The sequence below is a fragment of the Sphingomonas sp. Sphisp66 genome (assembly GCF_047324325.1).
In the GTDB taxonomy this organism is placed as follows: Bacteria; Pseudomonadota; Alphaproteobacteria; order Sphingomonadales; family Sphingomonadaceae; genus Sphingomonas.
Map to the genome: position 1 here is coordinate 480757 of NZ_CP168508.1, position 24704 is coordinate 505460.

A 24704-nucleotide genomic window follows, 5' to 3' on the forward strand; every position below is an offset into this window, starting at 1 on the left:
ACTCAGATGGTGCGCGGCCGGCGCGACCAGCCCGGTGCCGGCGCGCGGTGCAGCCGGGCTTCGGGGATGATCGCGCGGACCTTGGCGGCGAAGCTGCGCAGGCACACTTCACTCGCGCCGATCGGCCCGGCGGTATAGCTGCGCGACGCCATGCCCTGCTGGACGCGCTCGATCAGCCAGGTGTCCTCGGCGTTGACGACGCGGTTGATCCGCCAGTTGGCGTAGCGGACCAGCTTCATCTCCCTGCGCCCGTCCGGCAGCGCGAAGGCCATCTCGCGCAGCACGCAGCTGGTCGGCGATACCGGCAGCCACTGCATGAAGTCGATCTGGTCGGCATAGATGTCGAACGCCATGTTCGGCCACAACTTGTAATAGAGCCACAGCCGCTGGTTGGCCTCGGGCAGGTGATCGACGCGGGGCAGATGGCGCTGGTAGAATGCCTCCCACGGATTGGCCGAGGCGCGGTCGACGAGCTGGCCGGACATCTTGTCGACCCAGCCCGAGGCCTCGATCGCATAGGATTTGCCGAACAGCCGGGTCAGCCCGTCATGCGCGACGGGGATGTGGAGATTGTCCGAATAATTGTCGCCGACATTCTTCCAGTTGACCGCGCGGTCGCGCGTCCGGACATCGCCGATCCGCCGCATCGCCTCGAAGCGATAGGGTGCGATCTCCGCCTCGTAGGGCGCCATCATCTCGGCGACCGACGGCCCGCCGTCATCCTCGAGCCGGACGAAGACGAAGCCCCGCCAGATCGACAGGTCGACCGGCACGAGCCCGCTCGCCTCCATGTCGAGCGCCGGATAGTCCTGCCGCATCGGCACGCCAGACAGCCGCCCGTCCAGCTCATAGGCCCAGGCGTGATAGGGGCAGATCAGCTTCCGGGTGCAGCCACTGTCGCCCTCGACGATCCGCATCGCGCGGTGGCGGCAGACATTGTGGAAGGCCCGCAGCACGCCGTCGCGTCCGCGCACCGCGACCACATTCTCGCCCAGATAGGAAAGCGTGCGCCAGTCGCCCGGCTCGGCCAGGTCGCTCTCGTGGCAGAGGATCTGCCAGGACGGGCGCAGGATATGCGCGATCTCGAGCTCGAGGAACTCGGGATCGGTATAGATCCAGCCCGGCAGCGACCAGTCGGCATCGGGGTCGCGACCCGGTTCGGGCAAGGGGGCGAAGGTTGCCATGGCCGGCTCCAGGCGTTGCTTGTTGTACGATCGTATAATAGGCTCGCACGATGAGCAAGCCCGGCTTCACCCGCGCCGAACCCGATGCGCGGCGCCTGTCGCTGATCGAGGCGACGGCGCGCGTGCTGGCGCGCGACGGGGCGAGCGGTGCGTCGGTGCGCGCGATCGCACTGGAGGCGGGCGTCTCGCCGGGGCTGGTCGCGCACCATTTCGGGGGCGTCGATGCGCTGATCGCGGCGACCTATGCGCATGTCGGCGAGCAGGTCTCGGCAGCGCTCGAAAGCGCGATGGAGGCGGCCGGGGACGATCCGCACGCGCGGCTGCTGGCCTATGTCGCAGCGAGCTTCACACCGCCGATTGCCGACCGTGCGCTGCTTGCCACCTGGACGGCATTCTGGGGACTGGTGATCGCGCGCGGCGAGATCGCGGCGCTCCACGACGTGCAATATGCCCGCTATCGCGAGGGGCTGGAGGCCTTGCTGGCCGCATGCGGTCTCCGCCCGGCTGCGCGGCGCCGCGCGGCGATCGCGATTGCCGCGCTGGTCGACGGCCTGTGGCTCGAGCTCTGCCTTTCTCCCACGGTGCTCGATGCGGACGAAGCGCGCGCGATCGCGGAAGCGCAGATCGCCGCGTTGCTCGAAGCCTGAAGGCCCCGGGCACCAGGCCCAGGGCTACAGGCCGTGGTTGCGCGCGAAGCGCTCGAACAGGCCCGGCCAGGGATGCTCGCTGCCTGCCTCCCTCAGGGGCAGGCCATGGCCGCCCTTCTCGAAGATATGCAGCTCGGACGGGATCTTCGCGGCCTGCAGCGCGGCGAACATCATCAGGCTGTTGGCAGGGCTGACCACCGGATCGTCGGCGGCATGCGCGACGAAGGTCGGCGGCATGTCGGCGGGCAGGCCGGCCTCGGCGGAGAAGCGGGAGATCCGATCCGGGCTGGTGTCACTGCCCAGCAGCTCGCGCTTCGAATGGGCATGCGCATTGGGCTCGGTCATGGTGATGACCGGGAAGAACAGCCCCGCCACCGTCGGCCGCGCCGATTGCGCATCGGCGGCATCGACCGGTTCATAGGTCCTGAGCGCCGGGCGGCTGGCCAGCCGTGCCGTGAGATGCCCGCCGGCGGAGAAGCCGATCGCCGCGACCCGGGCCGGATCGATCCGCCATCTCGCTGCGCCCGCGCGGATCAGGCGTATCGCGCGCTGCGCATCCTGCAATGGCACGTCGGCACCTGCGGCCCAGCCGTCATGCGGCAACCGGTACAGCAGCTCGAACACGGTGAAGCCCCGTGCGGCGAATGCCCGCGCAATCCCCGATCCCTCTCGCCCCAAAGCGACACGGGCATAGCCGCCGCCCGGGACATAGAGCAGTGCGCCGCCATTGGGCTGTGGCGCGGGCACGACGTTCAGCATCGGAGTCGCAACATGCGGCCAGGCGATGTCGTCCGCCGGGCCGTTTGCCGAGCGCCGCACCGTCTCGTCGCGCACGTTCAGCCCTTCGCCGCCCGGCGGCGATCCCGGCCAGATCGGGAAGCGCTCGATCGGCCCGGCGACGGCGGAAAACGGCATCGCCGTGGCCAGGGCCGATCCGGCGATCAGGGTTCTGCGGGTGACGTCCATGTCGCGTGGGCCTCTCGTTCGCGGTAGCGCTATTGCTTCTGCAGTGCCTTGAAATCGTCGATCCAGGCATAGTTGAATGCCGCGCTGCCGTCCGGATTCCGCTTGGCGGAGCGCCGGACGACGACGCTGTTCAGCTGCCATGCGGCAGCGCCCGGGCTGAGCTTGTCCGCTGGCGCGGCGCCCTGGGTGAACGCGATGGTGGCGACGGCGAGGCGGCCGGTGTCGCGAAAGACCTGCATCTGGTTCGCCACGAAATGCTTGCGGCTCTCCAGCCAGGGGCTCTGCGACAGGAACTCGTCCCACTGCGCCTTGGAGAAGGGCGTCTCCAGCGAAGCTTTCACGATCTGCCAGTTCTGCGCGTTGCGTGGCGCGCCATATTTGTCGGCGAACGCCCTGGGGATCTCGCCGCGCATGTTCTGCTCCCAGGCCTTGACCAGCGAGAAGTCGGTCACGACGAACTTCTGCTCGGGGCGCAGGCGCGGCAGGATGTACTTCAGATAGGCCTTGGACTCGTCGACTTCGCCGACATGCGTCTGGATCGCCACGCCGTCGATCTCGGGGGTCGCCTTCACGAAGCCCATCCAGCGCTCGACCGCCTTGCTGCGCTCGGCCGGCATCTCCAGCCGGACGAGCGCGCCCATGTAGAGGCGCGTCTTGCAGGCTGCGGCGCAGTTCTTCGCGCGGTGGGCGATCACCTGCCGTGCGACCGCTTCGTAATAGGCGTTGAAGCTTTCGTCCCGGTTCTTCTCGGGGACTTCGAGAAAGGGATCGTTGCCGATCACCAGCACGTCGACCTTGCCGGTCACCAGCGCCAGCACCGCATCGAGCCGAGCGACCTCCTTCCGCCAGGCGTCACTGCCCAGCTGCGGCGGGATGGTGCCGACATAGCCGAGCTTGAGCGACAGGACAGTGCTGTATCCCCGCTCGGAGGCCTCGAGGATCTTGTTGAGCACGCCGTTGCTGCCGACGCCGCGATCGAGCTGGGGCAGGGGCAGCGACATCCGCACCCATTTCGCACCGGACCTTTCGAGATCGCGATAGTCGAGCTCGCCGAACTGGTCATTATAGCTGGCACCGAGCGCGCCCTGGGCATGCGCGGCGGGTGCGATGGCAGCGCACTGCAGCGCGGCGCCGATCCTCAGGACCTTCAACATTTTGCCTCCCCCTTTGAGATCTGTCGAACTGCCGCGCGGGCCGCGGTCGGATCATTGCAGTGCCTTGAAATCCTCGATCCAGGCGTAGTTGAACGCGGCGCTGCCATCCGGATTGGGCCGGACAGTGCGCGCGGCGAAGACGCTGTTGAGCAGCCAGGGCGTCGTGTTCGGGCCGAAGATCCGGCTCATCGAGCTGCCCTGCCTGAAGCCATAGGCGGCGACGGCAAGGCGGCCGGAATCGCGGAAGATCTTCATCTGGTTGCGCAGATAGTGTTTCCGGCTCTCGAACCACGGGCTCTGGGCAAGGAACGCGTCCCATTCCGCCTTGGGGAACGGGTTCTCGAGTGCCGTCTTGATGAGCTGCCAGTTCTTGGTCTCGCGCGGCAGATGATGGGCATCGGCGAACCCGGCGGGGATCGCCGCCTGCATGTGCTGCTCCCACCAGCGAACGATCGAGAATTCGGTGGCGATGAACTTCTGGTCCGGCCGCATCCGCGCGACCACATAGTCGACAAAGACCTTCGAGCCTTCGATCTCGGGCAGATGCGGGTGGATATCGACGCCGTCGATCTCGGGCGTCGCCTTGACGAACGCCATCCAGCGCTCGGTCGAGGGCGTCCGGTTGATCTCCAGGTCGAGCCGGTTGAGCGCCCCCATGTATAGCCGCGTCCTGCAGCCTTTGGCGCAATGCTGCTTCTGATAGGCGATCGCTCGGTCCGCCATCGCCTCGTAATAGGCATTGAGATCGAGGTCGCGGTCCTCGCGGCGGCTCTCGATATAGGGCTCGTTGCCGATGACGAGCATGTCGACCTTGCCCATCACCTCGGGCAGCACCTGGTCGAGCCAGGCGATCTCGCGTGCCATTTCCGGGCTGCCCGGCCTGGGGAAATCCTGCCGGTTGCGCGGGAATTTCAGCGACAGGATTGTGCGATAGCCGTGCGTCGCGGCGTCGAGGATGGCCTTGACCGCGCCATGCTCGGCGGCGGGCACGCGGTCCAGCTCGGGCATGGTGACGAAAAGCCGCACCCAATGCGCGCCGGCCTTTTCGAGGTCGCGATAGTCCACGTCCTCGAAATGCTCGTTGTAGTTCGCTCCCAGCGTGCCCTGGGCCTGCGCCGCACCGCTGGTCAGCAGCGCCGCGCAGAGTGCGAGGATCTTCATGCGGCTCATTTCGCGACGGTCTCGGGGGGGGCGAGATAGGCCTTGGCCAGCCCGCCCAGATCGATGACGAAGGAGTCGAGCACCACGCCGGGATCGAGCGCATAGACGCGCAGCCGGTGGTCGCCGGCGGCGAGCGCCGGCCAATCGGTGACCGAAGTGATCGCGTTGCGCTCGACGCCGTCGCTCCAGTCGCGCTTGGCCTCGGCATCGACCAGCTGGATCGGCCCACCGTCGATCGACACCGCGTAGCGCAGCCTGGTCTCGGCATTGAGTGCGAAGCTCGGCATCAGCGTGGTGCGGAGCTTCGCGGCGCCGGCATTGGTCACCCGGAAGCGATATTCGGCATAGGGCGCGCGCGCCGGATCGCTCGCACTGGGCAGATCCACGCTGCTCTGCAGCGCCCGGCCCGAACGGCCAAGGCCGGGCACCGCCTCCCAGCCGCGCCCGGCGACCGGCTGCAGCTTCGCGTAACGTTGCGCAGAAAAGGCAATGACACCGGTATCCTCGACCAGCATGCCCTTCGGCGCCGTCACGTTGTGTGCGATGATCGCAATGTTACGGCTGGCCCCGGCGGCGGACACGGTCACGCTGCCGGTCGCGGTCTCGCCCGCCTTGAGCTTCGACCAGTCGATCGAGACCCAGAGCCGCTGGTCGCTGCCCGGCTGCGCCTCGCGTTCGATCCGGATCCAGGGCGCCGAAGGCTCTGCGGCGATGTCGAGCGTGCCGGCGCCGGTGTTGAACGCGTCGATGAAGTGGCGCGCGTCGGTGGCGCGCTCGAACTGCGGCAAGCGGTCGTTCGCCGCCTTTGGATTGCGCCAGCGCTGGACGCGAAGCGCAGTGTCGGCGGCTTCGAAGGTCTTCGCGCGCTGCGCCGTCCAGGCATCGATCGCCCCTTCGACGGCGACACCCAGACCCGGCGTAGCAGCCGGCGTCACATGCCCGACCGGCGGGGCGTTGAACACCGACTGGTAGCGCGGCTCGTCATGCATGAAGTGCGCCCAGCGCCCATCGCCGATCTGGTTGTAGGCGGCGGTTGCTTGCTTGATCCGGCGATAGGCGCCGGCCGAGCTCTCGGCATAGAGATTGGCGCTGGCGCGGCCCTGGTGCGCGTAGAGGAAGCTGCGGTCGGCATCGAGCATCTTCACGTTCATCATCGCGCTGCCGCGCACTGGATAGAGCACGAGATGGTAGAAGCCGTCGCGCTTCTCCGCCGGCAGCTTCGCGGCGATCGCCTCGGCGCGGCTGTCGAGCGCGCGGAATTCGGCGGTGCGCTTGCCCGCTTCGTCGCCGTACGCGACCGGCGAGAACTCGGTCGGGCGCGGCGCGGTCTCGGCGTCGTTCCAGCCCATATGCTCGGGCTTGCGATCATAGTTGAGCCGGTAGAAGTCGTCGAGCAGCGCGGCGATCGCATCGGCCTGTTCCGGCCCGAAATTCTCGGTCGCCCAGCGCTTCAGCCAGCCCTGCTGGCCGAGCTTCGCGGTGCCTTCATAGTCGTAAGCCAGGTCGAGGAAATAGTTCAGGCCCTTCTCGCCGGGCTTGATGTCACCGACATTGACCACCCAGAGGCGCCGGGAATTGGTGGCGTACGCCTTGCCCATCTCCTCGCCGATCAGTGCCGGCGGCGTCGTGTCGAGCCACAGATAGTCGTTGGGCACGCCCCAATAGGAGATGTGGTAATAAACGCCGCCGCCGCCGGGGCGCTGCTGCTCCGCCTTGGTCGAGAGCTGGCGGATATAGCCGTAATTGTCGTCCACCCAGGCGAGGGTGACGTCGTCGGGCACCTTCATGCCCTTGCGATAGATGTCGAGCACTTCCTTGTAGGGCACGAAGATCTGGGGGACCTTGGTCGGGTCCTGGCCGACTTCGGTGAATAGCCCGCGCTGGTCGCTGACCACCTTCTCGAGCAGCCGGACGCCGTCGAAGCCCTTGTTCATCTCCGCCGGGCTGTCGTGGATGCCACGCATGCCGACCGTGTAGACATTCTCATACTGGTGATTGGCCTTCACCCGGTCGCGCCAATAGTCGAGGATGTTCCTGCCGTTCTTGGCGTAGTTGAATTCGCCGCGCTGCTCGAAATTCCACTCGGCGACATTGTCGCGCAGCATCGGCTCGGCGTGGCTGGCGCCCATCACGATCGCATAGCGGTCCGCCATCTCGGCATTGCCCGCGACCTGGTTGAAGGCCGAGCTGACCTTGTGCATCGCCGGCCACAGGAAATTGGCGCGCAGGCGTAGCAGCAGCTCGAAGACATGGGCATAGGTGGTCGGCCCCATGTCGCCGGTCGGATCGTTCGCCGTCGCCCAGGGGCGGATCGACCAATCCTCGTCATTGATGAACAGGCCGCGATAGCGCACCGAGGGCGAACCCTGGACGATCGCATTGCCGTCCAGGCGCAGGCTGCCGCGCTTTGCTGGCGTGACATTGGCCCACCAGACCCAGGGCGACACGCCGATCTGCTCGGACAGGCGGAAGATGCCGTAGGCGGTGCCGCGCCGGTCCGCGCCGGCAACAACCAGCGCGCGGGCGACGCCGGGCAGCGGATTCTCTACCAGCGCGATCGTATAGGCCTCGCTCTGGCCCGCGACCCTGTCGACCGCGATGCGCTTGTCCGCGATCAGTTGGTCGATCACCGGCGAGCCGCCGATCGTGCCCGCCAGGATCGCGAGACGTCCGCTCGGTGTCGCTTCCGAGACCTGCGGCTTCACCCCCGAAACGCGCTCGACATCGCCGGCAAAGGCACGCGCGGCGATCCCCACCACCGGCGCGTCTCCGGCGCTGACGAAGATCGTCGGCGCGGTGCCCCCGGCGACCAGGTCGAAGCCCGGGGCAGGGGCGGGCAACCGCTGCGCCAGCGCCTCCGCCGGCATCAGGCCGGGAACAGTGGCGGCAAGGCTCAGCGCGGCCAGGATGCGGACAAGGGCCAATTTACTCTCCTGCTTATCGTTGTGGGGCGCGACCGCGCCTATTTCAGATACGGCCCCGTGGCGTTCCAGCCGATCTCCGTGGCGGCGAGCGTCCAGCTCTTTCCGCGGTCGCTGTTGCCCTGGAAGAACAGGAAGGTGCGGTTGCCGTACTGGAAGATGCCGGGATGGCCCGATTCCGAGCTGTTCCAGCTGCCCTTCGGCCCGTTGGCGAGGAAGGGCTTGTCGGAGAGGCGCTTCCACTTCACCCCGTCGGTGCTCACTGCGACACCGATCTGCTGGGGCTCGTTGTTATAGCCGCCGGCGTAGAACATGTAGAGCTTGCCGCCGCGGCGGATGACGCTCGGCGCCTCGATGCAGTTGCGCTCCCAGGGCAGCTCGGGCTCGAGGATCGACTTGTCGTTGTTGATGTTGGTGAAGTCGCCCCGGGTGAACTTCGAGCCGAGTGGCGCGCTGGCGACGCCGACCTTCTGCACTTTGAACTCGGGATCGCGGGTGGCGTAATAGAGCATCAGCCGGTCGCCCTGGACAAAGGCCTCGGCATCGATTGCGCGGCCGACGCTCCACTTCGCGGTGGCGGGATCCGGATGGAAGACCGGGTTGCCGGGATCGCGCTCGAAGACGATGCCGTCCGACGACCAGGCATGGTTGATCGCGTCCTTCTCGCGGTTGCCATAGGTCTGGTAGAACAGGTGGACCTTGCCGCCGATCACCACCGCGCCGGGTGCGGCGATGCCGTTCGCCTCGGGCTGCTGCTTCGGCAGGATCTCGCCGACCTTGGTCCAACTCTTGAGGTCGCGGCTTTCGGCGATGCCGATCGCCAGACCCTTGGGGAAGTCCTTCACGCCGACCGGATTCACTCGCGGTGCCGGGAGCGTATAGTACATCAGGAAGCGCCCGCCGAAGCGGATGACCGAGGGGTCCTTGGCCCAGGGCGTGCCCAGCCGGCTGCTGTCCGAATAGCTGGCGATCAGCTTCGCCTCTTTCACCGGCGCGTCCTGCTTCGGCGCCTGCTGCGAAACCGCTCCGATCGGGAAGGCCGGGAGCCCCGCGGCGAGCCCCGCGCCGGCCAGGAAAACATGCGCTCGGCGCGTTCTGATGCTCATTCAGACCCCTCCTTGTATTGGTCAGGCCAATATAGTAACATTTATCTGACCAATCTAGCCGGAATCGTACAGGGTCGGCAATTGGCGAAAGCGTCAGGGGGAGAAACTATGTCGCGCTATCTGCTGGGAGGGTTGGCCGGCGCGTTGCTGCTCGGCGGGGCGGCGGCGGCGCAGCAGGGGCCGGTGGAGACGCCGCCGGGCGCGCCGGTCATTCCTTATGCGGATCCGGCTCGGGCCTATCTGTTCGCGCACATGACGCGCGAGCATTATGGCGTGCTCTATTATTCGGTCAGCCTGGACGGTCTGCACTGGCGGCGGCTGAATGGCGGCCAGCCGGTCTTTCCCGAATATCACGGCCATCCCTCGATCACGCGCGGGCCGGACGGGCGCTACATCTTGGTCGGCAACAAGAGTGACAGCGATCTGCTGATCCGCTTCTGGAGTTCGGCGGACCTGATCCACTGGACGCCTTATGGCACTTATCAGCCCGACCTCTCCAAGGTGCGCGGCTTCCGCAATCCGCTCCAGCGCCTGGGGGCGCCCAAGCTGTTCTTCGACAAGCCCACGGGCAAGTTCCTGCTGAGCTGGCACACGCCCAATGTGCCGCATGTGCCCGAGGATCCCGAGCGCTACTGGGCGAGCCAGCGCACGCTCTATGTCCTTTCGCCCGACCTCAAAAGCTTCGACGGTCCGCCCCGCCTGCTGTTCGACTGGGACATCGCGACGATCGATACCTTCATCACGCCCGGCGACGACGGCAAGGGCTATTGCGCGGTGGTCAAGGACGAGCGCTATCCGTCGTACAACTGGCCGACCGGCAAGACGGTGCGGATCAGCTGCGCACCGTCGTTGCTCGGCCCCTATCCGATGCCGGGCCCCTCGATCAGCCCGAACTTCCGCGAGGCGCCGACGCTGATCCGTGCGCCCGGCGGCCGGGACTGGCTGATATATTACGAGCAATATGCAGGCGTTAGCTATGGCGTCTCCAAGGCGCCACGGCTCGAGGGGCCATGGTTCCAGCTGCAGGGCAATAGCGGGGTTGCCAGGTGGAATCGCTTCGAGATGCCTGACGGCACGCGGCATGGATCGATGCTGGAGATCAGTCGGAAGGAATATGACGCGATCGTCGCGGCGTTTCCCGAGGCGGCCCAGCAGTGAACGTGCGTGCGCAGTTCGCGGGAGTGGCCTTTGCCGGGGCGCCGGACAAGGGCGCGCAGGAGCGGCCGCAGCTGGGGCACAACCTCACCTTCGGGCTGCTCCACGCGATTGGCGGCGCGATCGCTGCGGGCGATTATGACGACAAGCCTTTTCCGGCCGAGGCCGAGCTGGCCGGGCGGTACGGCACCAGCCTTTCGGTGACGCGCGAGGCCGTGAAGATGCTCACCGCCAAGGGCCTGCTCGCCAGCCGTCCGCGCCAAGGCACGCGCGTCCGTCCCGTCGCCTGCTGGAGCCTGCTCGACACCGACGTGCTGCGCTGGCTGCTACAACGGCGCCACGCGACCGACGTGCTCGGCCAGTTCGACCAGCTGCGCATCGCCATCGAGCCGGCTGCGGCGGAACTGGCGGCGCGCTTCGCCTGGCCGCGTGGCGTGCGGCGCATCTCCGATTGCCTGGAAGAGATCGCACTGTGCGAGCGACACCAGGAAGAGCCGATCGAGCCGCAGATCGCCTTCCACGCGGCGATCCTCCAGGCCTCGCGCAATCCCTTCTATGCGCAGTTCCAGGATGCGGTCGGCACGGCGCTGCGCATCGCGAACCGGATGCGGCGCAGGGCGGGCGAGCCGGCGCTCGAACTCGCTGCCTATGTGGCGGTCCGCGACGCCATCGCCGGCGGCGATTGGGAGCATGCGGGGGAAGCGATGCAGGCCATCGTCAGCGGCGTTTTCCCGCTCGCCGGCACGACAGGCCAATCCGAGTCGATCGCGGCATTTGGCGGAAATGCGCAGAATTTCGACCTGACATGAAGCACTTGCACGGATTTGTGTCAGGCCTCTGTCTCCATATTGTCAGGCCAATTTTAGTATGATAATTCGGATAGATAAGCACCGAGTGGAACAACTCGGACCATATGGGAGGGGAAGGATGAACTATCGCAAGCCAAGGTTCCTGATCGGCGCATCGGGACTGGCTCTGATCGCCACGGTAGGCACGGCCGCCGCGCAGGAAACCACGGTCCCGCAGTTCGGTGATGTCGGTGAAGAGATCGTCGTCAGCGGCTTCCGCAAGAGCCTCGAGACGGCGCAGGCGGTTAAGAAGGACTCGGACGACATTGTCGATTCGCTGGTCGCCGAGGACATCGGCAAGCTGCCCGATTCCACCGCCGCCGAATCGCTGGCGCGCGTCACCGGCGTGCAGGTCGACCGGCTGAACGGCGAGGCAGGCGGCCTGCGCCTGCGCGGCCTGCCTGACATCACCACCACCTATAATGGCCGCGAGATCTTCACCGCCGAGGGCCGCAACGTGGCGCTCCAGGACTTCCCGGCGGCGTCTGTCTCGCGCTTCGACGTGTTCAAGACCGCGGGCGCCAATCTGGTCGAGGCCGGCATCGCCGGCGAGATCGACGTGAAGTCGAACAAGCCGTTCAACTTCAAGGGCAGCCGCATCGTCGGCGGCATCACCGGGCTGCACTGGCGCCAGTCGCAGGAGTTCGGCATCGACGCCAATCTGCTGGTCAGCAACCGCTGGGAGACTGGGATCGGCGAGATCGGCGTGCTGATCGAGGGCAGCTACACCGACAACAAGTTCGTCGATTCCTACCGGGACAACAACACGCAGATCCTGCGGCACGCCTCGAACGTCGTGGTAAACGGACAGCCCAACTATCCTGCCGTCCGCTATCCCACCCGCGTCTCCTTCCAATATCCGAGCTCGAACCGCTTCCGCCCCTCGGCGGCGGCGGCGGTCCAGTGGCGGCCGAGCCAGGCGCTGGAATTCTATGCCGACTTCCTGTTCCAGGGCTTCCGCGCGGCCGGCGAGTCGAGCGCGCTGCACTTCGACACGGGCAGCAACGCGCCGCTCTACGACGTGACCATGTGCCCGGGCAGCACCGACCTGGTCTGCCAGATGACGATGCGCGGCGCCGGTAACGGCATCACCGGCTACCAGGTCGCCCAGTGGAACAAGACCGACACCTATCAGGGCGGCACCGGCTTTATCTGGAAGGTGCCCGGCGGGGGGCGGATTACCGGCGACGTCGCGATCACCGATTCGCGAAACTGGAACCGCAACATGCAGTTCAACATCTTCACCAATTCGCTCGGCACCCGCGTCTTCAACTTCAACGACCAGTCGGGCGGCGGCGGCGCCTCGGCCTATGTGACCGACATCAACCTGTCCGATCCTCGCTCGTGGCGCATGCTGAACTTCGCGGAGAATGGCGCGGACAATCACGGCCGCAGCTTCCAAGGCCGGCTCGATGCCGATCTGCCGATCGACTTCGCCATCTTCGACCGGCTGCAGGCCGGGGTCCGCTACAGCAATCGCGATGCGGATTCCTACAACGACCCGGCGGAGAACCGCACGCCGGTCCTCGGCGCTACCGATCCGCGGATCCAGTACGTCAACCTGCCGCTCGACTTCGACATGTCGATGATCGGCTTCCGCGGTGACCCGACGGTGCACCCGCGGACCTGGATCACGCCGACCCGCCAGAGCATCATCCACAATGCGGACTATCTGCGCATGCTGGTCGGTCAGCCGGCAGGCTATCCGGCGCTGGGCTGGGTCTATAGCGCGAACGAGAAGGCCTATGCCGCCTATCTCCAGACGCATTACAAATTCCCGATCGGATCGATGGAGCTCGACGGCCAGATCGGCCTTCGCGTGGTGCGCACCACCAACGATGTCAGCGGCACGCTGAAGATCGGCAACGGCGCCGGCACGCCCTATGCGAAGACCAACAATTATCTCGACTATCTGCCCAATGTCAGTGCCCGGCTGAAGCTGTCGCGCAGCCTCCAGGCGCGCCTGTCCTTCACCAAGACGCGTACGCGGCCCGGCTTCGGCTCGCTGAACCCGACGCTGACCGTCAACGATACGCTGTCCTGCGACAACAGCACGAACCCGCCGACCTGCTATCGCACCGCAAGCGGCGGCAATCCGGAGCTCCAGCCGGTCGAATCGACCAACTATGACGCGTCGCTCGAATATTATTTCTCGCGCTCGGGATCGGCGACCGTCCAGATCTTCCGCCGCGACGTCACCGGCTTCATCAACAATGCGACGAGCTTCCTGAACGATCCGGACCTGGGCACGCTCCGCGTCGATCGGCCGGAGAACGGGCAGAAGGGCTATATCCAGGGCGTCGAGGCGGGCTTCCGCACCTTCTTCCGGATCCCATCACTGCCGCAGTGGATGCAGAATTTCGGCATCCTGGCGAACTACACCTATCTCGATCATGGTTCGGAGCTGTCGCCCACCGCTGCCGCGACGCTGCCCGGCGTCCAGCCGCTCAGCGGCGTATCCTCGCACCTGGCCAATGCGCAGCTTTTCTATGACAGCAAGCCGCTGTCGCTGCGCGTTTCGTACAATTACCGCTCGAGCTTCCAGACCTATGGCGTGGTGACCGATCCCGCGGTGACCACCCAGCTCACCTTGCCGACGGTCGAAAAGGGCCGCGGCACGCTGGACTTCTCGGGTTCGCTCAATCCGACGGACAATGTGTCGCTGAACTTCACCATCGCGAACCTGCTGGGCTCCCAGCAGCGCACCTACCGTGCGTTCAACGCGAAGGGTGACACCTACGCCGCGCAGGTCCGCTACCTCGAGACCGTCTACCGCCTCGGCGTCCGCTTCCGCTTCTGAAAACCGACTCCCCGTCGGTAACTTTGGCGCCGCATGGGCCAACCCATGCGGCGTCCTTTCCCGAAAACCCCGCCCCGCCGGAGCCCTTTGCTTCCGGCGCAGGAGAGCCGTGCCGTCCACAGTTCCGCCGATCGAATGAGGTGACCCGTCCCAAGTGACTTCGAGGCAAGGTGGCAGGTTGCCCGCTCCTGCCGCCCCGATGTGAACCGCGGGAAAACAGGAGAGCGATATGATCAGGCGATCACAGAATCAGCATAACCGTACGCGCACCTTCGGCCGCACCGCGCGGCTCCTCGCCGGCCTTGCCCTTGTCGGCGCATCTGTCGTCGCGGCCCAGGCCCAGACCCTGCTTGCCGCCAATTCCCGCTATCCGCGTATCCGCCTGCTCCCCAATGGCGAACTCGTCGCCTCGGTGCTCTCGTTCACCGGCGATGATCACATCAAGATCTTCTCCAGCACCGACAGCGGCGCCTCCTTCACCCAGGTCGGCACGATCAACGACCCGGAATTCCAGACGCTGAAGGCAAGCAGCCCCAGCCTGTTCCGCGTGCCGCAGACCGTGGGATCGCTGACCGCCGGCACGCTGATCCTCGGCGTCGTGGTCGATACCCAGAAGACCGCGAGCAGCCTGGCCAAGATCAACATCTACAAGAGCACCGACAACGGCCGGAACTGGAGCTTCGTCTCGATCGCCGTCCAGTCGGCCAACAGCCAGGGCCTGTGGGAACCCGATTTCTCGATGGCCACCGACGGCGCGATCGTGATGCACTATGCCGATGAGAGCAGCCCCTGCTGCAGCCAGAAGATCGCGCGTCGGCGCACCTATGATGGCGTCCACTGGATCGACCAGACCAACGACGTCCAGCTTTCCAACAGCAATGCCGACGCGACCTGGCCGCTGCGCCCCGGCATGCCGGTGGTGTCGAACCTCGCCGACGGCACGCGGCTGATGACCTATGAGATCTGCGGCCAGGCCGCGCCGCTCAATTGCGCGAGCTACTATCGCACCTCGAGCGACGGCTGGAACTATGGCCCTGTCAACGTGATGGGCACGCGGATGAAGGACTCGCTGGACCGCTTCTTCTCGAACACGCCGGTGAACAAGGTGCTGCCCGACGGCTCGATCCTGTGGATCGGCCAATATATGCGCGTCGCCGATGGCTCGCCCTCGGGCCTGAACGGCACCGTGCTGTTCAAGAGCGCGAGCGGCAATCCGAACGGTCCCTGGACCACGCTGGCCGCGCCGGTCACGCTGCCCACTCCGGTCACCAATGGCTGCGAGGGCTTCTCGCCCGGGCTGCAATGGGTGGGCACCGGCGCCACCTTTGTCGAGCTGCAAACGCGCAACGTGGGCGGCGTATGCAATGTCTATTTCGCGAGCGGGCCGAGCAACTAAGGCCTGAAGATCGGGATCGGTCGCTGCCTGTCGGTGGCCGGTCCCTCGCATCGGAATCGATCGAGAGAGAGCAGTCATGCAGAGCCTGGCGAATGCGACGCGCGGCCGGCGCTGGCTATGGGGTGCGGCATTCCTGCTTCCCGCGGGGATCGCGCTCGCTTGGATGGCATGGCCGTCCGAACCCGCGTCCCGGGAAGCCGGCGTGGTCACGATTGCGGACAGCGGCTTGCAGCCGGCAGCCACCCCCCTTCCGGCGCCACTCGCCACAAAACGCCCCCCACTCACCCCGCAGCGCAATTCGGAGCTGGCCGACGCGAACCAGTATCTGGTCACCCGCGAGGCACGGGATCGCGCCTGGGCAAGCCGCAGCGAGGCGCGCCTGCTCGCCTTTCTGCGCGGTCTCGCCCATGTCGATGCCCGCTCCCTCGCGGCCAGGTGCTCGACCAGCCTGTGCGAAGTCTCGGGCCTGGCGGAGGAAGACCCGAGTGGGTCGATGAACCCGGCCTGGGAGGTGCTCGAGCGCGACACCGCCAGCGCCAGCCTCCAGGCAGAGGGGCTGGAACGCGACGCGACGACCTTCGGGACCGGCCGGGTGCGGGAGGCGTTCGTCATCTACTACCGGCGCGCCCCGGTCCCAAAATAAGCTGCGGCCGCCTGCAGGATGGCAGGCGGCCGCATCCTATCCCGCCTATTTGAACAGTTTCAGCGGGATCGCTTCGCCCATTTTGGTCTCGCCCGCGCCATTGGGGTGGAGATTGTCCCCGCCCTGCAGCGGCGCGGCGAGCCGCTTCGGGTTGGCCGGATCGGCGACGACCTTCTCCATGTCGACCACCGCGTCGAACGTCCCCGAGGTGCGGATCCAGTCATTGACCTCGACGCGCAGCGCTTCGCCCGCCGGGGTCTGATAGCCCGCGCCTTCGAACGGCAGGATCGTCATGCCGATCACCTTGATGCCATGCGCATGCGCGCGCTGGACGAGCTGGCGGAAGCCCGACTTGAGGTCCTCGGCGCTGACCACCGGGCCATTGTTGCGGCCCGATCCGCCGATGTCGTTGATCCCTTCGAGCACCACGACATGCGTCACCCCCGGCAGCGCCAGCGCGTCGCGGTCGAAGCGGGCGAGCGCATTGGGGCCGGCACCGCTCGACAGGATACGGTTGCCCGAGATCGCCTGGGTCACCACCACATGCGGCATGCCCGCCGCGGCGAGCCGCCGGCCGAGCACATCGCCCCAGCGGCACACCGGCACGGCATCGTCCGCGCAGCCGGTATTGTCGGTGATCGAATCGCCATAGGCGACGATCACCGGGCGCTGCTTCGCGCCCAGCACATCGACTCCGGCGAGCAGCGGCCGCGGGCCCGACTGGCTTGCGGGCGCAAAATCCTTGTCGGTGAAATCGCCGGCCGGCGAGATCGCGGTCTTTGCCCCGCCTGCGCCGTGCACCGTGTCGATATCGACCTTGTCGGGCATGTAGAGCGAGACTTGGATCAGGTCGAAGGCCTTGACCGGCAGCGCCACCGGATCGCTCACCAGCGGCGCGCCGTTGCGCAGCCTGCCTTCGCCTTGCCCGTCGAACGTCACGCGCACCGGCTTGCCGCCGGCGATCCGCACGCTCGCCGCGCCGATCCGCATCGCCGGGCCATAGTCGTTCGCCAGCCGGATGCGGATCTTGCTGCCGGCCGCGCCGACACGCACCTGCATGCGCAGTGTCGCATTCTCGACGGAGACGCGCTGGGCGGGCTGGGTCGCCTGCCACATGCTTGCCGTCCAGGCGGGAGTCCAGGTGTCGGGGCCCGGGCGGGCGTCGGCCGGAACGGCTGCGAGAAGGAACGGCGCGATCAAGGCTCCGCGTGGCATCCAGTGCATATGTCTCCCCTAGGCTGTTGGCAGCAATATTATCTGATCAGTCTTATATTGCTTTTTGCACGCGCATGGAATGCCAATTATGGGCTGGGGCGGCCCGCCACGGACAGCAAAAAGCGGACGGACATGCGCCCGCCCGCTATTTTCATTTGCTTCAGAAGTTCAGGTTGGCGTTGATCCCGACATAGCGGCTGTTGTCGCGCGGCACGAAGCGGGAGCCGCCCGCCACCGCGCCATAGCCGATCGCTGGCGAATAGTGCTGGTTGGCGATGTTCTTGATCACCGCGCGGATTTCCCAGCCCTTGCCGGCATCGCTCACCAACCCGACCGAGGCGTTCCAGATGCCATAGGCGGGCTGGACCGTGTCGGGAGTCTGGGTGATCGAATATTGGGTGTCGTCCTTCCAGCTGAAGTCGGTCTGGAGGTCGATGCCCAGCGTGTCGGTGACCGGCACGCGGTAGCCGCCATCGACGTGGAACTTCCACTTCGGCGCGAAGGGCAGGGGCTGCCCGTCGACATTGGCGCAGGCGCCGCCTGCCGAGGCGGGGCAGAGGAACTGGTCGATATGCGCGTCATTGTACGCGAAGGCGCCGCTCAGCCTCAGGTTGCGCACCGGCCGCAGGGTGATATCGCCCTCTACGCCGCGCGACGAAACGTCTCCGGCGTTGATCAGGCGGGTGACCAGCGTGCCGAGATAGGTGTCCTGGAAGTTCGCCTGGAACCCGTGGAACTTGGTCAGGTAGGCGGCCAGGCTGTAGGTCACCGCGCCGTTGCCGCTGCTGCCCTTCAGGCCCGCCTCGAAGCTGTCCGAGGTCTCGGGCGCCAGCGGGTTCACGTCGAACGCCTGCATGTTGAAGAAGACGTTGTAGGCGGGGCCCTTATAGCCGCGCGAATAGGTGGCGTAGAGGTTCAGGCGGTCGCTCAGGTCGTACTGCAGGCCTGCGCGCAGGCTGAAGTCGGTCCGCTTCGTGTCGCCCGAGCTCGAATAGGAGGGACGGATGCCTGCCACGCCGGTGGCCGTGGTCGCGACGCGGGCGTGCTCATAGGCGAGGTCGTCATGGATCAGCCGCCCACCCAGGATCGCGCGGAACCGGGGCGTGATGTTGATATTGGCCTCGCCGAACACCGAATAATTGTCGAGATCGGTGCGGTAGTTGGCGACGCCGAGGTCGAAGACGGGCGCGCCGGCGACGAGGCGGGTGACGCCGCGCTGGTAGCGCTCGCGGGCGACGGTGTGGAAATAATAGAGGCCGACGACATAGTCGATCAGCTTGCCCTTGGGCGAGGTGAGGCGAAGCTCCTGCGAGAACTGGTCGGAATCGACCGTGCCGATATCCTCGCCGCGGGCAGTCGCGGCGGTGAGCGTGCCGGTGCCGTCCCAGTCCTGGTGCTGGCGGTTCTTCCAGCCGCGATAGGCGGTGATCGCGGTCAGCGTGTGGTCGCCGATGCCGATCTCGGCAGTGAAGGAGCCGCCGTAATTTTTGTCGCGCACGTCCGCGTCGAAGCTCGGCGCGACCCGGGTGTTGTTCGCGTTCGGCACGATGCCGGAGGAGGCGAGGATCGCCGCGAGGTCGGCGTTGGGCGTTACAGTGCCGGTGGGATAGGCGACGCGCGAGGTCGCGATGAACACGCCGGTCGGCACATTCTCGTAGGTGAAGACATAGTCGCCCGCGAGGGTGAACTTCAGGTTCTGCGCCGGCTGGTAGACCAGCTTGGCGCGGCCGCCCTGCCGGTCATAGCCATTGACCCAGTCACCGGTGGTGACGTTGCGGACATTGCCCTTGAACCCGCCGACCAGGCCGGTGACGGCGAAGCCCCAGTCGTCGCCGATCGGGCCCGAGGCGCCGAGGCGGACGCGGTATTCGCCGCCTTCGTAGAGGCCAAGCTGGGCGTTGAAGCCGAGCTGCTTGGCGGGCTCCTTGGAGACGATGTTGATCACGCCGGCCGAGGCGTTCTTGCCGAACAGCGTGCCCTGCGGGCCGCGGAGGATCTCGACGCGCTCGATGTCGAGCAGGTCGAGCGTCGACTGGCCGGGACGGGCGAGGACGACGCCGTCGATCACCGTTGCGACCGACGGCTCGACGCCGGGCGAGGTGGTGATCGTGCCGATGCCGCGGATGAAGGTCGAGCGGTCCTTGTTCGACGATCCCGCGCGGAAGTCGAGCGTCGGCACCGTCTGGGCGATGTCCTGCAAGGTATTGAGATTCTGGGCGGCGAGCGTGTCGCCCTTCAGCGCGGTGATCGCGATCGGCACATCGGTGAGCGACTCCGTGCGGAAGCGCGCGGTGACGACGATCTCGCCATTGTCCTGCGCCGCCGGAGCCGCATTCGTCTCCTGCGCATGCGCCGGCGCGAGGGCCGCCAGGGCGCTCCCCGCCAGCATGGCCAGGCGCGACGCCGAGCGGACCCGACCATATCCCTTTCGTTGCATTGTTCACTCCCTGAGGTTCCGGGAGAAGATATCCTACCAATTCGGTAGGAAAATAAACTTTTGCTTTGGGGGACAGCGGGCCGGGCTTCGGGTCAGGGCCTGGGCGGCTGGAGGAAACGTGGCGGGAAGGGTGCGCCGAGCGGTCCCTTCGCATTCCGAAGTTCATTCCGGCCCCCGGCATCGGCGCTGAGCGGGATCTGCATGCCGCCGGTTTCCTCGAGAATCCCGAACAGCCGCTCGCTCATCCGCTGGGCGAGCGCCTCGTGCCCCGGCCTCGCCAGGAGATTGTCGGTCTCGTGCGGATCGGCGGCGAGGTCGTACAGCTCGTCCAGGTCCCAGATGCCGTGGAAGTGCATGTATTTGTAGCGGTCTTCGCGCAGCGCGTGGACGGTGGGGGTCTGCGGGAAATTGCGTTCCCAATAATATTCGTAGAGCAGCTCGCTGCGCCACGGCAGCTGCTTCTGCCCCCGCGCCAGTGGCAGCATGTTCGCACCGGCCAGCCCGGCAGGTGCCTCGAGGCCCGCTGCGGCAAGCATCGTCGGGGCGATGTCAATATTGGCGACCACCTGTTCCACTGCGCCGTGCCCGAACAGAGCGGGGCAGCGCGCGAGCAGCGGCACGCGCATCGATTCCTCATAGGCGGTGCGCTTGTCGATCAGCCCATGCTCGCCGAACATGAAGCCGTTGTCGCCCATATAGACGATCAGCGTGTCGTCGAGCTCGCCGCGCTGCGCGAGCAGGTCCATGATCCGCGCCAGCCCTTCGTCGACCGCGAGCAGCGTCTCCATGTAGCGCTTGTAGTAATCGGCGACATCGAGCGTGCCGTGATAGGCGAAATCGACGCCGTGCCAGCTGTTGCGCTGGTTCTCGACCCACATCGGCCGGCCGGGCACGCCAGGCTGCATCGAGGCCGGGTAGCGGAACGTCTCCTTGTCGTACTTGCCGGCATGGCGCGGCGCCGGGATGAACTCGGAATGCACTGCCTTGTGGGCGAGGTGCATCATCCAGGGGCGCTTGCCGTCGCGCTTGCCGATCCAGTCGAGCGCGTACTCGGTGAGCTCGTCGGTGATGTAGCCCTTTTGCGGAACAGTGTGACCATCGACGTTCAGTCCGTTCGCATCGGGCAGGTAGCTGCCCTGGCCCTTGAAGCTCACCCAATGATCGAAGCCCGGCTGGGGCGCGTCGGTCTCGGCGCCCATGTGCCATTTGCCGATAAAGGCAGTCTCGTAGCCGGCCTCGCGCAGATACTCGGGATAATAGACAAGGCCGGGCGGGATCGGGTGGTTGTTGTCCACCACCCGGTGCTGGTGCGCATAGAGGCCGGTGAGGATCGAGGCGCGCGACGGCGAGCAGAGCGCAGTGGTGACGAAGGCGTTGCGGAAGTGGACGCCTTCGCGCGCCAATCGATCCAGTGTCGGCGTCTCGCCGAAATCCTGGGCCTTCATGAAACCCATCGCGTCGTAGCGATGGTCGTCGGTCAGGACGAAGAGGATGTTGCGCGGCTTGACGCCGGGCAGACGCTTCAGACGGCGTTGCTGGCGCCGCTCCCGTCGGTTCGCCTTGGCCTCGGCCTGCCAGGAATAGAGCCCGAACGCGCCGCCGCTTCCCGCCAGCAATACCCCGCGGCGATCGATCCTGTCCGTCATCCCGTCACCTCATTACGTGCGCTGGAAACAATGGCGTCAATGCGCCACGACGATATCGGACCCGGCATCGCGCTCGGCGCGGCGGATGCGCGGCAGCAGCAGATGGATCCAGCCGAGGGCGAGCAGATAGGAGATGCTGGCGAATAGGAAGAGCGGCAGATAGCCGAGCCCCGCCGCCAGCACCGCGCCGGCCACCTTGACGATCGCCATGCCGCCGACATTGCCGCAGAATGCACCGAACGCGGTCACCCGGCCGACCTTGGCGCGCGGCGTCACATCGGCGATCGTCGCGAAGAGCGTGGTGGAGAAGGCCTGGTGCCCCGCCATGGTGAGGGCGAGGATCGCCGTCGCCTGCCACAATTCGCCGGTATAGAGCGCCAGCGGCACCGGCAGCACCAACAGGCCCGAAAGCAGCATCGCGCCCTTGCGCACCCGGTCCAGCCTTGCCCCGCGGACCAGCAGCCGGGTGGCGAGCGTGCCCGCGATCATCGCACCGATCGCCGAGCCGGTATAGGCGATCGCGAGCGGCGGGCCGAGCGCGGTGCCCTGGAGGCCGAACTGGCGATGGAAGAAGTCGGGCATCCAGAACAGCATCAGCCACCAGGTCGAATCCGACAGGATCTTGGCGACGGCGATCGCCCAGGTGCGGCGCTCGCGGAGGATCGGGCCATAGACCGGTGCGTCCGCCGCGTCGGTTGGTGCCGGGGTGTCCTCGAACTTCACGCCGCGGACCGCAACCAGCCAGGCGCCGGCCCAGACAAGGCCGACCACCCCGGCGAAGACGAATGCCGCGCGCCAGCCATAGCCGGCGGCGAGCAGCGGGATCAGCAGCGGGGCGAGGATGCCGCCGAAACTGTTGACGCCGTTGCCGATGCCATAGCCGGTCGAGCGCAGGTGCGGCGGGAAGATCGTCGCGATCGTCTTGATGCCGCTCGGCGTGCCCATCGCCTCGGTCGCGCCGAGCGCCGCGCGGACAAAGGCGAACTGGCCCATCGTCACGGCCCAGGCATGGCCGATCGCGGCGAGGCTCCATGCCGCCACGCCGAGCGGATTGGCCCATTTGACCCCGGCCCGGTCGACGATCCAGCCGGTGAACAGGAAGGCGACCGCCGCCGATCCCTGGAACCAGGCGGCGAGCGTGCCATAGTCATTGTCGCTCCAGCCGAGATCGGCGGAGATCACCGGCTTGAGCACCGAGATGATCTGGCGATCGACCAGGTTGAGGATGCCCGCCACCAGCAGCAGCGCGAACAGGGCCCAGCGGCGTCCCGGCGACAACGTCATGCGAAGCTCACCTGACGGCCGCCCTGGACGAGCGGGATGGCGTTGCGGCGCAGCTGCCTGGTGCCGGGGTTGAGCATTGCCTCGGCGGTGTATTGCGCGAGATAGACGCGGCGCGGCCTGTCGGTGCGGTTGGCGCCGGTGGCGTGCGGCGTCAGGCTGGAAAAGGCGACGATGCTGCCCGCTGGCACCTCGATCGCGACGCTGTCCGCTTCGTCGACCTCGGCGGCGAGGTCGTTGCTACCCTCGCGCTTCACATGGGGGACGATGCCGCGCAGATGGCTGCCCGGCACCACGCGCACCGTGCCATTGTCGACCGTCGCATCGTCGAGCGGGCACCAGCAGGTGAGATAGGGCAGATGGTCGGCGGGTCCGCCATAGCCGACGACATAGCCCGAATCCTGGTGCCAGCTGAACGGCAGGCCACCCTCGGGCCCCTTCACGACATATTGGTCGAAGAAGAAATAGGCGGTGTCGCCGAGCGTCGCCCGGCACAGCTCGGCCAGTTGCGGGCTGAACAGCATGCGCCGCAACGCCGGCTGCTCGCGCTGGCATTCATTGGCGAAATAGCGCCGGCCGCGATGGCTGATGCCGAGCGTGTCGGTGCCGGCGGCGTCCATCCGCGCATCCTCGCGCGCGACAAAGGCGTCGCACTGCGCGCGCAGCAGCTCGAGCAGCTCGCCCTTCAGCAGGCCTTCGAACACGGCATAGCCCTGTTCCGCGAACTGCTCTGACTGGCGCGCATAGCTCATGGGGCGGATGCTAGGCCGCGGGTGCGGCGGGGCCACCAAGAAAATCTATCAATCCCTAGTTGTGCGATGGGGATTGCGGGGCTGGGCTGGCGAGAGGCTATCTTGCCGTCATCCGCGCGAAGGCGGGGATCCAGGGCCAGGTACGAAACCTCCGCGGTGCGTTTCGGCGGCTTCGTCGATCGCCTTGCTATTCCGCCGGCTGTCCTTCGCTACCCTGGATCCCCGCCTACGCGGGGATGACGGAGGAGGGGCGCCTGGTCGCGACTTGATCAAAGGCGTTCCCCTCCCGCAGGCGGGAGGGAGCCATTGGGACGGGCGTTTATCCCAGCGGGCCGTGATCGAGCCGGGGCAGGACGTGGCGGGCGAACAGGTCGGCTTCGGCGGCGTGGGGATAGCCCGACAGGATGAACGCCTCGATCCCCTCCGCCTGATAGGCCTGGAGCTTGGCGAGCACCTGGTCCGGATCGCCGACGATCGCCGCGCCGCAGCCCGAGCGGGCCCGGCCGATCCCGGTCCAGAGATTGTCCTCGATATATTCGCCGCCCGCCGCCTCTCGCAGCTCCGCCTGGCGGCGCACGCCCGCCGAGCTGCTGTCGAGCGAGTTGGCGCGGATGCGGGCACCGGTTCCGGCATCGAGGTGCGAGACGAACCGGTCGGCGGCGGCGCGCGCTTCTTCCTCGGTCTCGCGCACCACGACATGGACGCGGTAGCCGAAGCGCAGGCTGCGGCCCTCCTTTACCGCGCGGGCGCGGAGGTCGTCGATCGTCTCGCGCACCGCCGGCAGCGTGTCGGGCCACATCAGATAGACGTCCGCGCCCTTGGCGGCGGCGTCGCGCGCGGGTTCGGATAGCCCGCCGAAATAGAATTGGGGCGCCCGGCCCGAGACGGTGGCGATGCGCGGCGGCTTGAGCTTCAGCTTCCAGAACTCGCCATCGTGGTCGAGCGGCTCGCCGTTGAGCAGCGTGCGCAGGATCGCCATCGCCTCGACCGTGCGGGCATAGCGCGGCGCGCTGTCCAGCGTCTCGCCGGGCAGGTCGCTCGAGATGATGTTGATCGCCAGCCTGCCGCCGAGCATCTGGTCGATCGTGGCGATCTGGCGGGCGAGCTGGGGCGGCCAGTTCTCGCCGATCCGCACCGCCATCAGCAGCCGGATACGGCGGACCCAGGTGGCGATCGCGGCGGCGAAGGCCGTGGTGTCGATGCCGAGCGCGTAGCCGGAAGGCAGCAGGATATTGTCGAAGCCGAGGCTCTCGGCCTGCAGGGCGATGTCGCGGCAATGCTCCCAGCTCGACTGGAGCCGGGGCTCGGGGACGCCGAGAAACTCGTAGTCATCGTCGCACAGGGCCGAGAACCAGCTGACTTCGCACCTGCCCATAGAAAATCTTCTCCCGT

Annotated in this window: 18 protein-coding genes; 6 read left to right on the forward strand and 12 right to left on the reverse strand. The window is 66.9% G+C overall.

Features of this window, described 5'->3' with window-relative positions; all coding sequences use genetic code 11:
• Positions 1-2: 2 nt before the first annotated feature.
• Complete coding sequence (locus tag ACEN8G_RS02325) at positions 3-1184, reverse strand: aromatic ring-hydroxylating oxygenase subunit alpha (RefSeq protein ID WP_413414897.1); 1182 nt, start codon at positions 1182-1184, stop codon at positions 3-5.
• A gap of 50 nt (positions 1185-1234) precedes the next feature.
• Here ACEN8G_RS02325 and betI point away from each other — a divergent pair, with 50 nt between their 5' ends.
• Entirely contained in the window at positions 1235-1831 is a 597-nt protein-coding gene (betI, locus tag ACEN8G_RS02330) for a transcriptional regulator BetI (protein ID WP_413414896.1), read from the forward strand.
• A 24-nt stretch (positions 1832-1855) separates the two neighbouring features.
• Here betI and ACEN8G_RS02335 read toward each other — a convergent pair whose 3' ends face one another.
• From ACEN8G_RS02335 to ACEN8G_RS02355, 5 genes are read right to left on the reverse strand one after another with little or no spacing between them, the layout of a single operon-like run.
• On the reverse strand, positions 1856-2797 hold the full coding sequence (locus ACEN8G_RS02335) for an alpha/beta hydrolase (protein WP_413414895.1): 942 nt from the start codon (positions 2795-2797) through the stop codon (positions 1856-1858).
• 29 nt (positions 2798-2826) lie between these two features.
• Positions 2827-3951, reverse strand: coding sequence for a hypothetical protein (locus ACEN8G_RS02340; RefSeq protein WP_413414894.1), 1125 nt, complete (start codon positions 3949-3951; stop codon positions 2827-2829).
• A 51-nt stretch (positions 3952-4002) separates the two neighbouring features.
• Positions 4003-5112, reverse strand: a complete 1110-nt coding sequence (locus tag ACEN8G_RS02345) for a hypothetical protein (protein ID WP_413414893.1) — start codon at positions 5110-5112, stop codon at positions 4003-4005.
• Between the two features lie 5 nt (positions 5113-5117).
• The gene (locus ACEN8G_RS02350; protein ID WP_413414892.1) at positions 5118-8036 is read right to left on the reverse strand and encodes a glycosyl hydrolase 115 family protein; all 2919 of its coding nucleotides are present in this window, start codon (positions 8034-8036) and stop codon (positions 5118-5120) included.
• Positions 8037-8074: 38 nt separating this feature from the next.
• On the reverse strand, positions 8075-9139 hold the full coding sequence (locus ACEN8G_RS02355) for a family 43 glycosylhydrolase (protein WP_413414891.1): 1065 nt from the start codon (positions 9137-9139) through the stop codon (positions 8075-8077).
• Between the two features lie 108 nt (positions 9140-9247).
• Between ACEN8G_RS02355 and ACEN8G_RS02360 the strand changes: the two genes are divergently transcribed.
• The 5 genes from ACEN8G_RS02360 to ACEN8G_RS02380 all read left to right on the forward strand — a co-directional run bounded on the left by ACEN8G_RS02360 (position 9248) and on the right by ACEN8G_RS02380 (position 15981).
• Positions 9248-10297 carry a family 43 glycosylhydrolase gene (locus ACEN8G_RS02360; RefSeq protein WP_413414890.1) on the forward strand — a complete coding sequence of 350 codons (1050 nt, stop codon included), beginning with the start codon at positions 9248-9250 and terminating at the stop codon, positions 10295-10297.
• Positions 10294-11103 (forward strand): FadR/GntR family transcriptional regulator, encoded by an 810-nt coding sequence (locus tag ACEN8G_RS02365; RefSeq protein WP_413414889.1) that lies wholly within the window; start codon positions 10294-10296, stop codon positions 11101-11103. Before ACEN8G_RS02360 ends, ACEN8G_RS02365 begins: the two co-directional genes overlap by 4 nt.
• Positions 11104-11221: 118 nt before the next feature.
• A complete protein-coding gene (locus ACEN8G_RS02370) occupies positions 11222-13942 on the forward strand; it encodes a TonB-dependent receptor (RefSeq protein WP_413414888.1) in 2721 nt (906 codons plus the stop codon).
• 229 nt (positions 13943-14171) lie between these two features.
• Entirely contained in the window at positions 14172-15338 is a 1167-nt protein-coding gene (locus ACEN8G_RS02375; RefSeq protein WP_413414886.1) for an exo-alpha-sialidase, read from the forward strand.
• Between the two features lie 76 nt (positions 15339-15414).
• Positions 15415-15981 (forward strand): hypothetical protein, encoded by a 567-nt coding sequence (locus ACEN8G_RS02380; RefSeq protein WP_413414885.1) that lies wholly within the window; start codon positions 15415-15417, stop codon positions 15979-15981.
• Positions 15982-16026: 45 nt separating this feature from the next.
• Here the strand turns inward: ACEN8G_RS02380 and ACEN8G_RS02385 are convergent, their stop codons facing one another.
• The 6 genes from ACEN8G_RS02385 to ACEN8G_RS02410 all read right to left on the reverse strand — a co-directional run bounded on the left by ACEN8G_RS02385 (position 16027) and on the right by ACEN8G_RS02410 (position 24687).
• Positions 16027-17196, reverse strand: coding sequence for an SGNH/GDSL hydrolase family protein (locus ACEN8G_RS02385; protein ID WP_413414884.1), 1170 nt, complete (start codon positions 17194-17196; stop codon positions 16027-16029).
• Between the two features lie 160 nt (positions 17197-17356).
• On the reverse strand, positions 17357-19633 hold the full coding sequence (locus ACEN8G_RS02390; protein ID WP_413414883.1) for a TonB-dependent receptor: 2277 nt from the start codon (positions 19631-19633) through the stop codon (positions 17357-17359).
• Between the two features lie 92 nt (positions 19634-19725).
• Positions 19726-21279: a sulfatase gene (locus ACEN8G_RS02395; RefSeq protein WP_413414882.1), complete on the reverse strand. Its 1554-nt coding sequence runs from the start codon at positions 21277-21279 to the stop codon at positions 19726-19728.
• A 36-nt stretch (positions 21280-21315) separates the two neighbouring features.
• Entirely contained in the window at positions 21316-22563 is a 1248-nt protein-coding gene (locus ACEN8G_RS02400) for an MFS transporter (RefSeq protein WP_413414881.1), read from the reverse strand.
• Positions 22560-23312: a phytanoyl-CoA dioxygenase family protein gene (locus tag ACEN8G_RS02405; RefSeq protein WP_413414879.1), complete on the reverse strand. Its 753-nt coding sequence runs from the start codon at positions 23310-23312 to the stop codon at positions 22560-22562. The genes ACEN8G_RS02400 and ACEN8G_RS02405 overlap by 4 nt, the downstream gene beginning before the upstream one ends.
• Positions 23313-23631: 319 nt before the next feature.
• Complete coding sequence (locus ACEN8G_RS02410) at positions 23632-24687, reverse strand: LLM class flavin-dependent oxidoreductase (RefSeq protein WP_413414877.1); 1056 nt, start codon at positions 24685-24687, stop codon at positions 23632-23634.
• Positions 24688-24704 lie beyond the last annotated feature (17 nt).